This window comes from Pontibacter liquoris, from assembly GCF_022758235.1.
Lineage (GTDB): Bacteria > Bacteroidota > Bacteroidia > Cytophagales > Hymenobacteraceae > Pontibacter > Pontibacter liquoris.
In genome coordinates, this window is sequence record NZ_JALEBG010000001.1 from 1205738 (window position 1) to 1218820 (window position 13083).

Consider the following 13083-nt stretch of genomic DNA (forward strand, 5'->3'; position numbering starts at 1 on the left):
TTAATTGCCACGCTGTGCTACAGGTCTCTAATATCTACAAGAAATACGGTTCGCTTCCGGTGCTCAAAGGCATCGACATGTCTATTGCTGCCGGCGAGGTGGTGTCTATTGTGGGTGCATCCGGTGCCGGCAAAAGCACCCTGTTGCACATTCTGGGCACCCTGGATACAGCCGATTCCGGTGAGGTGATGTTTGATGGCAAGAATATAGCCCGCCTGAACGCCACTGAAATGGCCCGTTTCCGCAACAGGCACATTGGCTTTATTTTCCAGTTTCATAACCTTCTGCCCGAGTTCACGGCCCTGGAGAATGCCTGTTTGCCGGGCTTCCTGGCCGGCCGGCCCGAGCAGGAAGTGCGCGAGCGCGCCGAGCAACTGCTGGATATGCTCAACCTCTCGCATCGCCTGCACCACAAACCATCCGAGCTGTCGGGTGGGGAGCAGCAACGCACGGCCGTGGCCCGCGCGCTCATCAACTCGCCCCGCATTATTTTTGCCGATGAGCCCAGCGGTAACCTGGATTCTAAAAACGCGCAGGAGCTGCACGACATCTTTTTCCGGTTGCGCCAGGAGTTCAACCAGACCTTTGTGATCGTGACGCACAACGAGCAACTTGCCGCCATGGCCGACCGTACCCTGGTAATGAAGGATGGCCTGATCGTGCAGGAGTCGCCGGTGCTATAGGTACAATTCTTTTTTTCGTTCCATTTCAGATTCTTATGCCGCCCGTATACCTACCGGCGAAATCCCCGTATATATACATCCCCTTTACGCAAAATTTAGCTTTAGCCAACAGCTGCAACCGACGGTGAAATTATTTTTAAAATAATTTGCAACGTATTGATTATCAGTAGTATGAAATAGGTGATTTATTTAATAAAATGCACCATTTTATAGGCGGTTGTGTTTATTATTTGTACCATCTAAAGGAAAGCTAAGTGGAAATGAATCAACCAAATAAGGAAACAAAAGTGCTGAAGAAGTCCAAGATCGAGAGCTATGATATAGCCAAATCGGACGAGACGCTGCACCTGGCTGTGGACTTGGCAAAGTTCATAAAGGAAAACCGCCTGTACCAGAACATTCAGGGGAAGGAGTATGTGAATGTGGAAGGCTGGCAGTACGCCGGTTCCCGTTTAGGTATTCTGCCTATAGTGGAGCACGTAGTGAACGTGAGCACCGACGATGAGATTAAGTACCAGGCCAAGGTGAACCTGCTGGACCTGCGCAGCGAACAGGTGGTGGGTGCTGGTTTTGCTATCTGCTCTAACCGTGAGCAGGGCAAAAAGTACTACCAGGAATTTGCTATTGCCTCGATGGCGCAGACGCGTGCTATTGGTAAAGCCTACCGTAACATACTGGCCTGGATCATTCGTGCCGCAGGGTATGAGCCGACACCAGCTGAGGAAATGGACTACAGTGGCAACGACCAGGCGAAGCATGCCATCCCGACGGAGAAGAAGCCTACTATGAAGGCAGCGGCCAGCACAGCGAAGGTAGCAGAAGCGCCAGCTCCGGCAGCAGCAGAAACTGTGGCGGAGGAATCGACCAGCGTACGGTATGCATCGGCCAAGCAGAAGGAGGAAATTATCCGCCTGCTGAACAACCCGGTGATCACGCGCCAGGAGAAAACCAAAATGCTGCTCAACATCAACCGTTTCGATGAGGAGCGTGCTGCCCAGGCGATCGAGAAACTGAAGAAAGTGATCGAAGACCGGGAAGACGGTCAGTCAGCGGCAGCATAAGCAACCACTTATACCTCAACGAAAGCCTGCTCCTCTTGGAGCGGGCTTTTTTTATGCAAAAAAATGTGCCTGCGCCCTTCCAACATTAGCCTATACTTAGCGGATTGGCCGTATACGTCTCAAAATAACGCTAAAGGATGGTACTGAAAGATACACTCAGCAAGAAAGTATGGCTGCTGGCTTTGGGTATGGTGTTGCTGCTGGCCGGCAAAGGGCATGCCCAGGAACAGGAAAACATTGAGACGGCCCGGCCCACCGAGGCACAAAGTGCCACCATTGTTCCGCTTAGAACCTTGCAGTTTGAAACGGGCTTCCGCTGGCAGCACGACACCAAAGCAGGCGTAACCGAGATCAACCATGCGTATCCGGAAGTGATGCTGCGGGCAGGAGTGCTTAAATGGCTGGAGCTACGCGTAGAAGCGGCCTGGCAAGACACGGTGCAGGAAGGTATAAGCCGGCGCGTGGCGCACGGCATAGGCCCGGTACGCGCGGGTGGGCAGGTGCAGTTCTGGCAGGCCAGGGGGTGGCTGCCGGCGGCGGGATTGCTGGCCATGGTTACTCTGCCGGTAGGGAGCAGCGACCTTCGGCCCGACAGAGCCGAGCCCGAGCTGATGCTGGCCCTGACCCAGGAGCCTACCCAAAAGCTGCAGCTGACTTACAATGTGGGCTATAGTTGGCAGGAGCAGGACCCGGAGAAAAGCTATGTGGTGAACATGGAAGGGGAGCTAAACGACAAATTCTCGGTTTATGGCGAAGTTTTCGGGAAAAAACCAGCCGAACAAAAGGCTGCGCACCAGGCGGGTGCCGGCTTGCTTTTCAGGCCGCGGCCCAACATGCAGCTGGATGTCGCGGCAGGGCTGGGCCTGAATAAAGCAGCACCCGACTATTTTGTGCTGACCGGTTTCTCGATCAGGCTTCCGCAATAGCTAGCCGCTTTTATACTTGCGGCGGCAATTTCTGCCACACGGCTTCCGAGTTTTGAGTTCTCTGTGTTATCTTAGCAGGTAAATCTCCTCGCCTTGCAAGACATCCACCACATCCTTAAAACCTACTGGGGCTTCGACCGTTTCCGGCCGCTGCAGGAGGAGATCATCCAGTCTGTGCTGGCGGGGCAGGATACACTGGCCCTGCTGCCCACCGGTGGAGGCAAGTCCATCTGCTTCCAGGTGCCGGCGCTGGCCTTGGATGGGCTTTGCCTGGTGATCACGCCGCTCATCGCGCTAATGAAGGATCAGGTGGAACAGCTGAAAAAACGGGGCATTGCGGCCGTGGCCATTTACTCGGGCATGCACCGCCGCGAGATCGATATTGCCTTGGACAATTGCGTGTATGGCAACGTGAAGTTCCTGTATCTCTCGCCGGAACGTTTGCTCACCGAGCTCTTCCAGGAACGCGTAAAGCGCATGAAGGTGCGTTTGCTGGCAGTGGATGAGGCGCACTGTATCTCGCAATGGGGCTACGATTTCAGGCCGCCCTATTTACAGTTAGCTGAACTGCGGGAGTCGCTGCCCGGTGTGCCGGTCATTGCCCTGACGGCTACCGCTACCGAGCAGGTGAAGCAGGACATCCAGGCGCAGCTCCGGTTTCCGAAGCCAAATGTGTTTCAGAAGAGCTTTGCCCGCGCGAACCTTTCCTATTCCTGCCTGCCCACCGAAGACAAAGCCAGCCGCTTGCTGGAGATGTTGCAGCGCCTGCCCGGCCAGAGCATTGTGTATGTACGCAGCCGCCGCCAAACCGCCGAGCTGGCTAGGTTCCTGCAGAGCCGCCGCATTGCGGCAGCTGCCTATCATGCTGGTTTAAAGTTTGAAGACCGCAATGCGGTACAGCAGGCCTGGATCACGGACAAAGTGCGTGTGATGGTAGCCACCAATGCCTTCGGAATGGGTATCGACAAACCCGATGTGCGGCTGGTGGTGCACCTGGACCTGCCCGAAAGCCTGGAGGCCTATTACCAGGAGGCCGGGCGCGCCGGGCGCGATGAGCAGTATGCGTACGCAGCCATACTTTACGGCCCCAACGATGTGGCCGAGCTGCAGCGCAAAGTGGAAGAAGCTCACCCTGCTGTAGATTATATCCGGCGGGTGTACCAGTGCCTGGCCAATTATTTCCAGCTGGCCGTGGGCAGCGGCCTGATGAGCAGCTTCGACTTTGAACTGGGGCCATTTGCCAAAAACTATAAACTGCAGACTCTGGAAGTGCACCACGCCATCAAGCGCCTGGAGCAGGAAGGCTATCTGCAACTGAACGAGAGCTATTATATGCCCTCGCGGCTGATGCTGGCTCTTGAAAACACCGCCCTCTACGACTTTCAGTTAAAGAACCCGGAGCATGACAAGCTTATCCGTATGCTGCTGCGCATGTATGGCGGCGAAGCGTTTGTCAATTTTGTGAAGGTGTCGGAACGACGGCTAGCCGAATACCTGAAATTACCGGAGCCTGACCTGCGCCGCAAACTCGAATACTTGCACAAGCTGCAGGTCATCCAGTATGAACCACAGCACGACTCGCCGCAACTCATTTTTACAGCGCCACGGCAGGATGCAGGCGGGTTAAAGCTGGATGTGAAGCGGCTGAATGCCCTGCGTGAGCGGGCGCTGCTCCAGGCCAGAGAGATGGGCCGCTACGTAGAAACAACAAACCGCTGCCGCACCCAGCTGCTGCTCGAATACTTCGGTGAGCTGACCGACACCCGCTGCCGCATCTGCGACTACTGCCTGGCTGAACGCAAAAAGGAGCGGCAAGGTCAGGAACAGGAGGCCTTGCGTACTAGACTAATGGAACTGGTGCAGGTTGCGCCCTACCTGCCCAAAGAACTGGTGCAGGCCTTTGAACCCAAACATGCCGAAATTATCACCGCCCTGATCCGCGAACTAATAGATCTGGGCCGGCTCAAGTATAAAGAAAGTGGTAAGCTGGAGGTGGCGTAAAGCATAATATAATTTGTCTGCACACAAGTATACCTTAAGGTATGGGAACAAGCTACTTTCAACTTGCTACAGAATAACCAAATTAATTCCCGTACAAACCCTTTGTGAAGAACAGGTACAAAAGACAGCCAGGCAGCAAAAAGATAAAATGCGGGCGCAATTAATTCATGTTTTCAGTTTTGGTGAGAGGGCCGAAGTACCTATACAAGTAGAAACCCGGTAACCATCAGAGAAGTAGTAGCAATAGCAGGTCAGCTGAGAAAATATACCTGCAACTACATCATCCACCTAAGACACGATACAAGTATGGCAACACCAACTAAACCAGAAGTATGGCTGCGCGGGCCTTTGCCCGGTGTGCCGGGACTTTTGCAGCCGGTTGCGCATGCGCTGCTGCAGGCGCAGGAAGAAGTAGAAGCACTCATGCAGCACTTCCCCAGGGAGCTGCTCTGGGAAAAGCCTGCCGGCGTGGCCTCAGTTGGTTTTCACCTGCAGCACTTGCGCGGTGTGCTCGACCGGTTGTTTACGTATGCCCGCGGCGAGCAGCTCACCGAAGCGCAGCTGCAGGCCCTGAAAGCAGAAGGAAAACCGCCGGAAGTGCAAAATAATGTACAGGAACTGGTGCAGCACTTCAGCCGGCAGGTAAGCGTGGCCCTGGAGCAGCTTCGCCATACCGATGCAGGGCAACTGCAGGAACCGCGGGGCGTAGGGCGGGCGCAACTTCCGTCTACCGTTTTAGGGTTACTGGTGCATGCGGCCGAGCACACGCAGCGGCATGTGGGGCAGTTGCTGGTAACAGCCCGCGTGCTGCAAGGCACCTGAACCACCACTTATACCTGCGAAAACAGAGACCTTATGCCAAAAGGGAAACCGGCAGCGAGTAGGCCAAACTATTCATCCCGTTTCGGACCGGTACAGGTGCCAGGTTAGCTACCAGATGGTTTCTGCTGCGCGGCAACCGCTTTGATAAAATTGATCACGCCGTTCATGTATACCTGCTGGTCGTCCCACATGGCCAGGTGGCTGCCGTTGGGGCAGTAGAGGTATTGCCCATTTTGTACCAGCCGGCTCATCTCCTTCATTTCCTCGGGGTTCATGGTATCATACTTCGCGCCAACGGTGAGGGTGGGCACCGTAATCTTTTTCAGGTCGCTCCAGCGGTCCCAGTTTTGCAGAATGCCGCCAGGCACAAACTCGCTTGGCCCCTGCATGTACTCGTATACTTTCTGGTTCACGTGGCCTAAGCTGCGCATCACGGCTTCCGGCCATACTTCGAGGCGGCACAGGTGCTTGCGATAGTAATTATCGAACACCAGCTGCTGGTACACGGGGTTCATGAAGTCGTTTTTCTTTTCGTATACTTCCAGCGAGTCGATGAGGGAAGGGCGCATTTCGGCCCGCAGCTTGGCGTTGTAGGTCGCATACTTCGGGAAGCTGGCCGTCATGTTGCAGATGATGAGGCCTTTGAGGTTGTCCTGGTGCTTCAAAGCGTACTCAAGGGCCAGCATGCCACCCCAGGAGTTGCCCAGCAAATAAAAGTTGTCCTTGTTCATACCCAGCTGCTGGCGCACCTGCTCTACCTCTTCCACAAAGCGGTTGATGTTGTAGAGACTCATATCGTCGGGCTGGTCGGAGTAAGCAGAACCCAGCTGGTCATACTCATAAAACTCGATGTTGGCTTGCGGGAAAAAGCTCTCGAAAGCTTCCATGTATTCGTGCGTCATGGCGGGGCCGCCATGCAGGAGCAGCACTTTCATGGTCGGGCTGTTGCCAAAGCGCTTCGTCCATACTTTGTAGCCTTCTTTTAGCTGGATCATCTGCACGCCACCAGCCTGCACCGGGGTAGGCGTTTTAAAGTCGAGGTAATCTGCTGTGGTGGCGGTAGTGGCAGCTTCCGGTTCGGTACGCTGGCAGCCGGTAGTTAGCAGGAGTAGGCCCAGGCAGGCGATCAGAAAAGAGAAAGGCTTTTTCATGTATAACAGCAGGTTTAAGGTGAGACGGTTTAACGGAACAGTGCCGCAGCTAAAGGCCACGGGAGCTAAAAGATAAAGTTATTTCTGCTGAAAATCGTAAGGTGCTGCTGATAAAAGTTTTAGATGGAGCAACGTGCCATTTCCCGGCCCATCTCTCTGGCTCATCCCGCATACTTGACGCAAGCGTCCACCTGTGCCGTGCGTAGCAAAATCGATTACTGTATCCTGGCTATTTGTTAATGTACACGTTATTGCTGTTCCATTGCCACTTAAGTATAGGCATATGCGGACGCTTGCTTCATTTACGTTTTAGGAGCACATCTACTTCAGGCAAAAAAAGAACCCTGCGGCTTCAAGGCTGCAGGGCTCAAGGTCAGTTTAGTTTAGGTTTATTGTTTGTTAGGTTCTTATGCTGTTTGTTTTTGTGGAGAGAAAGCCCTGATCACGGAGTCGGAGAAGCGCTCCATCTCCTCGAGTTGCGGACTGCACTGCAGCAGGAAGAAATCCACCCCCACTGCCTCGAAGGCGGCGATGCGGTCCTGGATCTGGGCAGGCGTGCCGGTCAGGCCGCTGCGCAGGCCGCGGTTGGATACCGAGTAATCCTGCAGCGACACCTGCTGCTCGAGCTGCGTGCCGGCCAGCCACTGCTGGTAGTTGCCATAGCCGGCAGCCGAGGCCTGCACGTTGGTAATGCGGTCGAGTTCTTTTTTCACTTCCGCCTCCGTGTTGCGCACAATGCTGTAGGCCGCTACCCCGAATTTCATCGGCGGCAGGCCCAGTATCTCGCGGCGGCGGCGCATGTCGGCAATGCGCTCCCCGATCTTTTCAGGCGAATCGCCGTGCATCACGTAGCCGTCGCATTGCGTGCTGATCATGGTTTTAGCAGTTTCCGACTCGCCTCCGGCATAAATAAATGGCTTTTTGGCAGGCTTGGGCTGCAGCACGTTATCTTCCACCTTGTAGTAGTTGCCGCTGTAAGTCACGTGGTCGCGTTCCCACACGCTGGTCACCACGTCCAGCCACTCTTTGGTGCGGGCGTAGCGGTCGTCGTGCTGCTCAAACTGGATGCCATACTTGGTCGCCTCATCGCGCCACCAGCTCGATACCACATTCAGCGACAGGCGGCCATTGCTGATCAGGTCGATGTTGGCGGCCTGCTTAGCCAGCTGCGCCGGGTTGTGGAACGTAGGGCGCACGGCCACCATGATCTCCAGCTGCTGGGTCACAGCGGCCAGCGCCGCTGCCGTAGACCAGGCATCGAGGGCCGGTGCTTCCTGCCCTTTGATATCATTTAAGTATAACTCTGCGATCAACGACAGGTGGTAGCCCCAGCTCTCGCTTTTTTGCGCCAGTTTTTTAACGTAATCCCAGGAGGTGTCCATTCCTTCGTCCGGAATGTTGCGGAGCCATCCTCCGAAAACGGGTAACCAATAGCCGAATTCCATGCTTATACCTCCTGTAGTTTAAGTTGCGCTTTCTTCTCCAGGAAATCTACCAGGCGGGCGTGTGGGTTAAAGCCGATCACGTTCACGGCATCGGCCACAAAATTAGACAGCGCGTTGATGTCGTAGTAGTAGATCCTACCATCGCGGTCGTCCACCATGTACTCAATGCCACCCACGTCGATGCCGGCTTCCTGCACAATGCGTTCGATGTTGTCGATTACTTCCTGCGGCGGGGTATAGGCTTCCACGCGCATGCCATTCTTAGGCGCATCCAGGGCGCAGGCATTGCGGCTCAGTTCCTTGCCGTTGGTGGTCTGGCAAATGTCGGCCGGGCAGAGGTTGAAGCTCTCGCCGGAAGTATACACGTTGATGCCGTAGAGGTATTTGCCGCCCAAGGTTTCGATGCGGGTGATATGGCCGCCGCGGGCTACCACATACTCCTGCACCAGCGCCGTGTGGTCGATGCCCAGCTTCACCTCGGCGGCAGCCACAGCTTGCGCGAGTTCCTCCACAGAATCATAGCGCACAATGCCGGCGCCGCTGCCCCCAATATTGGCTTTCACCACCACCGGGAAGCGCAGCCCTTCGGAGGCTTTCACCGCCTGCGAGGCATGGTTGATGATGCGCGCTTTTGGGTAAGGCAAGCCCAGTTTTTCGAGCAGCGTGATCTGCAGCGCTTTGGAGGTTTCGTACTGAAAGGCCTTGTAGCCGTTCACCACCGGCACACCGGTCGTTTCGAGGTAGGCCAGCAGGCTCAGCGTATAAAAGATACTGTTCTCGTTGTTGCGCAGGTAAGCCGAAGGGCTAGTGCGGTTAAAGAACAGGCTGTAAGGTACTTCCTTTTCGGCCGGATCATAGGTATGGGCGGCGGCATTCAGGCGTTCGTAGCCAATGCCACGGGCGTCCAGTTCATTTAACAAGGGGCGGAACCAGTCCGGGTGCTCGTGAAAAATGGCAATGGGTTTATCGGTGGTGTACGTTGACATAAGTTCTGGTTTTTGAAGTTAGAAGTATAAAGCAGCGGATTATGCACCGCTACAGGCTTTGTTAAATTAAAGAAAGAAGTATGGAATAAAGGGTCAGAAAGCCCCGGAAACGGCCTGAACAGGTACAAACAGGCCATGCCTTTCCCGCAAAGCTGCACACAGATAGGCTGGCAAGTGGGCGCGCCACAATGCATCAGCCTACCGCCAAAGCAGCAGGACTAGCGACAACAACAGCAACCGTAGGCCGGCGCTACAGAAGTATAAACAGAGGTGTTTTCGGAGAAAATCCGGTTAAAAAGGCCCGCCAGTACGGCAGCAAAAGCGATAATAGTAGTTTGCATTATTAGTAATTTATATGCCCTAAATAATTTAGGCAGGATGTAGCACCTGGTTATGCAACTGGTTGCTAGAAGTTCACAGAGCCTGTTCTCTCCCTTCTTCTTTATAAATCAAATACTTGTGAGGGTAATTGACTTGATGAATGCAAAATTCGGAGCTGCGATTTACATTTCCAAATTTTTACCTAAAAATAATGTTGGTACACCATTTAAGTTTTGACAAAGGATAATTTGACAAAGGACAAAAGAACATTGAACAGGGAGAATGATAAAGCAAGTTTAGCAGTTGAATGTTGAAGTATAGCAGGCGGTAAGGCCGGCCTCTGTCCATTTAAAGTTCTTTTCCTGTTACTCTTTTGTCCTTTGTCAAATTATCCTTTGTCCTAAACGCCTACTTTTTCAGCCACTCCAATAATTGCTTCAGCTCGGCAGCAGTATAAACCTTTCCTCCGAAGATCACCGCTTCAATGGCTTCGGTATTGCGGATGTCTTCCAATGGGTTCTTGCTGAGCAGTACCAGGTCGGCTACTTTACCGGTAGCGATGGTGCCATACTGATCGGCTTTACCCATCACGGTAGCGCCGTTCAGGGTAGCTGTTCGTAGGGTCTGGGCGGGTGTCAGGCCGGCTTCCTGCAGCGTTCTAAGCTCCTGGTGCAGCGACTGGCCCGGGTATACATACGAGTTAAAGGCACCGGCATCGGAGCCGGCCAGTATCGTAACGCCTGCGGCCTGCATTTGCGGTACCATGCCGGTAAACTTGTCTTCCAGGTCATGTATAAACGCTCTTGCTTCCGGCGTCTGGCGCTTGGCGCTGTTTTCTCTGCCAGCGTAGGTTTTAATGATACCGTCCTTGATATAGTGCAGGTATTCGTCGTGGCTGTGGTCGGCTTGCGACAGGTTGTTGAGCACGCGGCCAATGTATAAGGTAGGCGTAACGGCGGTATGATGCGCGGCCATCTTCTGGTAGATCTGCGCCGCCGTGGCCGGATCATAGGTGTCGTAGAGCCAGTGGAGGGCCGTGTAAAAACCAACCGGCTTGCCTGTTTTTTCGCCAGCCCGGATCACGTTGGTGATGCTGTCTTCTTTGGTAGAGGCAGCTTTAAAAGTATAGTATAAATGTTCGGTGATATCCAGTCCATTGTCAATCGCATCGCCCAATTTTACGCTAAAGGGCATGTGACCGGCCGTGAGCATGCCCCGGGCCTGGGCCTCTTTGACAATGGCCAGAAACACATCCCCCGAAATAGTGCTGTCATAGATCTTTACAAAATCGACACCCAGCTTTTGCAAGGAATCCAGGGCCACAGGCACCTGTGCTACAGTGGCTACTTCAATAGAGCCGGCCCAGGTGGGCTTGGGGCCATCCAGCTTGGGGCCTGCCGAAATAATGCGCGGACCAACCAGCTTATTGGCTGCAATCGCTTCGCGCCACGCCTGAACGGCCGGGTACAGGTCGCCGCCCGCGTCGCGTACCGTGGTGATACCGTTGATGATGTAAAGCGGGAGCAGGTCTTTGTTGGCTTCCTCCAGTTGGGCGCCGCCGCGCAGGTGCACGTGGTTGTCCCAAAGCCCGGGGATCAGGTACTGGCCTTTGGCATCCAGCGTAGTGGCGGCCTTATACTTGTTGCGGGCACCGGCATCGCCGATCTCCTGGATGAGGCCCGCATTGATCCAGACGGTTCTGTTGCGGAGCAGTTTTCCCTGTTCCACATCCACCACGTTCACGTGTGTCAGCAGCAGGTCGTAGGTCTGGGGCGGCCGGGCGGTGGTGCAGCTCAAAAGTGAGAGGCTCAGCAGCAGGAGCAAAGCAAAAAAGGCAGGGTTTCTCATCGGTCACATCGGTCAGATCAAAAGCCAAGTTAAGGATTCCTGCCGCGTGTGCAATACCCGCAACAGCAGGCCGGCGGGCCTGGAAGTATAAAGTTGTTGTGTGATTGGAATTCCGCACTAAATGCGAGTGAAATCGGGTGGCCTTCAGGTAGTAGCCTACTTTTTACGGGGAGCTAATTCCAGCACCATGTGTTGGGTGGATACCTTAAAACCCTGCGCCTCCCAGAAGCGCACCCCTGTAGGATTATTGATGGCTACCTGCAACTCCAGGTGATCGGCGCCATGGTCTATGAGCCACTTTTTGGCTGCTTCAAACAGCACTTTGCCTACGCCGCTACCGCGGTATTTTTCCTTCACCACTGTTTCGGCTACGTAGCCTTTGTGGGCCAGCTTTAGTCCCGGGGTAGCTTTGCGCATGCTGGCGATCAGCAGGCCCTGCCATTCATCGTCCTGCACAAAACCAAAGATGCGGGTGTCCTTGTCTTTCATGCGGTAAAGCAGCTCGGCTTTAAGGGCTTGCTCCTGCTCGGGGTAGTAGGCAAACACCCGGTGCAGGGGCTGGTGGTAGTCCAGCAGTTCGCGCCACAGCTCAAAAACATCATCTATATCGTCGGGTTCTGCTATTTGTATCATCTCTCCTGCAAAATTGCTGTTGCTTTACTAACGGCAGGCAGTGCTTTTAGATGCTCCCAAACTGCAGGAAAGGAGGCCTTCTAAACGGCCGGCCAGCGCAGCTTACTTATACCGGATGGTTTTGAGGTATAGCTCTTCTACTTTCTGGCGGGCCCAGGGTGTTTTCCGTAAAAAGGTCAGGCTCGATTTGATACTGGGATCCGACTTAAAACAATTGATATTGATCTTATGCCCCAGGTGTTCCCAGCCATAGAAATCCACCAGGTACTCAAGTATCGCCTGCAGCGTAATGCCATGCAGCGGGTTGTTCTTCTGTTCTTCCATACCCTGCAAAAGTAGCGAATGTGCCGAACTTAAACAGCGCAGGTCAGGGCTGTTTTCCGGGGCCAGGGCTTTTAAACGGCAAAGTATAGCTTAAAAGCCAAGGGGCTTACCAGCTTCAAAGTCCAGCACCAGCGAGTTCATGCAGAAACGCTTATAGGTAGGAGGAGGGCCGTCATCAAACAAATGGCCCAGGTGCGCACCACAACGGCCGCACAACACTTCGGTGCGCTCCATGCCAAAGGAGTGATCGGGCTTGTACAGGACGCCATTCTTGCGGATGGGCTCAAAAAAGCTGGGCCAGCCGCAATCGCTTGCAAACTTGGCATCAGACCGGAACAGGGCATTGCCACAGGCCGCGCAATAATAGGTGCCAATGCCGGTCGCGTTCCAGTATTTTCCGGAAAAGGCGCGCTCCGTGGCTTTGCCGCGTGCGACCTGGTATACGTCGTCGGGTAGAATTTTTTTCCAGGTAGCATCCGGCAGGTTTAGTTTAGCGGTGTCGGTGCGGGAATAATAGGGATTTTTAGGGTGTTGTGCCTGGGCCGCAGCTGGCTGGGATTTGGCTGTGGCAGCAGCAGCGGGCTTGTTCTGGCCCTGGCAACTTAACAGCGTAGTGGCTGCCAGGGTAAGTATAAGAATGATTCGTTGCATTTTGCAGAAGTATAACGGTCTGTTCTAATAAACGTATTTGCTGCAGGGGCGGATTGCCTGCTTAGTTGTGAGCACTGCAAAAACTGTGCGACACTGGCTGGTTTTGAAAATAAAGCAAAACCATTGGCACTGCATCCTTGGTTTATGCCCGTACCGCAGGCATAAAGGAACCTGATTTGGCGGGGACATCAGCCCAAACAAGTATGAAGCAAGTATAAAGGCAGCACCAGC

General features: G+C 54.1%; 12 protein-coding genes and 1 riboswitch. Of the genes, 5 read left to right on the forward strand and 7 right to left on the reverse strand.

The window, feature by feature from the left end:
• Positions 1–14 precede the first annotated feature (14 nt).
• The 5 genes from LWL52_RS04955 (at position 15) to LWL52_RS04975 (ending at position 5493) form a co-directional block, all read left to right on the forward strand.
• Positions 15–683 carry an ABC transporter ATP-binding protein gene (locus LWL52_RS04955; protein ID WP_242917490.1) on the forward strand — a complete coding sequence of 223 codons (669 nt, stop codon included), beginning with the start codon at positions 15–17 and terminating at the stop codon, positions 681–683.
• Positions 684–943: 260 nt separating this feature from the next.
• Positions 944–1744, forward strand: coding sequence for a hypothetical protein (locus tag LWL52_RS04960; RefSeq protein ID WP_242917492.1), 801 nt, complete (start codon positions 944–946; stop codon positions 1742–1744).
• Positions 1745–1881: 137 nt separating this feature from the next.
• Positions 1882–2670: a transporter gene (locus tag LWL52_RS04965; RefSeq protein ID WP_242917494.1), complete on the forward strand. Its 789-nt coding sequence runs from the start codon at positions 1882–1884 to the stop codon at positions 2668–2670.
• Positions 2671–2763: 93 nt separating this feature from the next.
• Positions 2764–4671 carry a RecQ family ATP-dependent DNA helicase gene (locus tag LWL52_RS04970; protein WP_242917496.1) on the forward strand — a complete coding sequence of 636 codons (1908 nt, stop codon included), beginning with the start codon at positions 2764–2766 and terminating at the stop codon, positions 4669–4671.
• Positions 4672–4977: 306 nt separating this feature from the next.
• Positions 4978–5493, forward strand: a complete 516-nt coding sequence (locus LWL52_RS04975; protein ID WP_242917498.1) for a DinB family protein — start codon at positions 4978–4980, stop codon at positions 5491–5493.
• A 104-nt stretch (positions 5494–5597) separates the two neighbouring features.
• On the opposite strand, the gene LWL52_RS04980 is transcribed toward LWL52_RS04975, so the two are convergent.
• From LWL52_RS04980 to msrB, 7 genes are all read right to left on the reverse strand, one after another.
• Positions 5598–6644 carry a proline iminopeptidase-family hydrolase gene (locus tag LWL52_RS04980; protein ID WP_242917499.1) on the reverse strand — a complete coding sequence of 349 codons (1047 nt, stop codon included), beginning with the start codon at positions 6642–6644 and terminating at the stop codon, positions 5598–5600.
• Between the two features lie 407 nt (positions 6645–7051).
• On the reverse strand, positions 7052–8089 hold the full coding sequence (locus LWL52_RS04985; protein ID WP_242917500.1) for an LLM class flavin-dependent oxidoreductase: 1038 nt from the start codon (positions 8087–8089) through the stop codon (positions 7052–7054).
• 2 nt (positions 8090–8091) lie between these two features.
• Positions 8092–9075, reverse strand: a complete 984-nt coding sequence (locus LWL52_RS04990) for an ATP-grasp domain-containing protein (RefSeq protein WP_242917501.1) — start codon at positions 9073–9075, stop codon at positions 8092–8094.
• 348 nt (positions 9076–9423) lie between these two features.
• A riboswitch (SAM riboswitch) is annotated at positions 9424–9526 on the reverse strand.
• 278 nt (positions 9527–9804) lie between these two features.
• Positions 9805–11244, reverse strand: coding sequence for an amidohydrolase family protein (locus LWL52_RS04995; RefSeq protein WP_242917502.1), 1440 nt, complete (start codon positions 11242–11244; stop codon positions 9805–9807).
• 156 nt (positions 11245–11400) lie between these two features.
• Positions 11401–11877, reverse strand: coding sequence for a GNAT family N-acetyltransferase (locus tag LWL52_RS05000; RefSeq protein ID WP_242917503.1), 477 nt, complete (start codon positions 11875–11877; stop codon positions 11401–11403).
• A 102-nt stretch (positions 11878–11979) separates the two neighbouring features.
• Entirely contained in the window at positions 11980–12201 is a 222-nt protein-coding gene (locus LWL52_RS05005) for a VF530 family protein (RefSeq protein ID WP_242917504.1), read from the reverse strand.
• A gap of 90 nt (positions 12202–12291) precedes the next feature.
• Complete coding sequence (msrB, locus tag LWL52_RS05010; RefSeq protein WP_242917505.1) at positions 12292–12852, reverse strand: peptide-methionine (R)-S-oxide reductase MsrB; 561 nt, start codon at positions 12850–12852, stop codon at positions 12292–12294.
• Between the last annotated feature and the right edge of the window lie 231 nt (positions 12853–13083).

What these genes read in the sequence shown, in the direction of transcription:
- LWL52_RS04960 (WP_242917492.1), top strand. Translation starts at nt 944, where the DNA reads ATGAATCAACCAAATAAGGAAACAAAAGTGCTGAAGAAGTCCAAGATC.
- LWL52_RS04965 (WP_242917494.1), top strand. Translation starts at nt 1,882, where the DNA reads ATGGTACTGAAAGATACACTCAGCAAGAAAGTATGGCTGCTGGCTTTG.
- LWL52_RS04975 (WP_242917498.1), top strand. Translation starts at nt 4,978, where the DNA reads ATGGCAACACCAACTAAACCAGAAGTATGGCTGCGCGGGCCTTTGCCC.
- LWL52_RS04980 (WP_242917499.1), bottom strand. Translation starts at nt 6,644, where the DNA reads ATGAAAAAGCCTTTCTCTTTTCTGATCGCCTGCCTGGGCCTACTCCTG.
- LWL52_RS04985 (WP_242917500.1), bottom strand. Translation starts at nt 8,089, where the DNA reads ATGGAATTCGGCTATTGGTTACCCGTTTTCGGAGGATGGCTCCGCAAC.
- LWL52_RS04990 (WP_242917501.1), bottom strand. Translation starts at nt 9,075, where the DNA reads ATGTCAACGTACACCACCGATAAACCCATTGCCATTTTTCACGAGCAC.
- LWL52_RS04995 (WP_242917502.1), bottom strand. Translation starts at nt 11,244, where the DNA reads ATGAGAAACCCTGCCTTTTTTGCTTTGCTCCTGCTGCTGAGCCTCTCA.
- LWL52_RS05000 (WP_242917503.1), bottom strand. Translation starts at nt 11,877, where the DNA reads ATGATACAAATAGCAGAACCCGACGATATAGATGATGTTTTTGAGCTG.
- LWL52_RS05005 (WP_242917504.1), bottom strand. Translation starts at nt 12,201, where the DNA reads ATGGAAGAACAGAAGAACAACCCGCTGCATGGCATTACGCTGCAGGCG.
- msrB (WP_242917505.1), bottom strand. Translation starts at nt 12,852, where the DNA reads ATGCAACGAATCATTCTTATACTTACCCTGGCAGCCACTACGCTGTTA.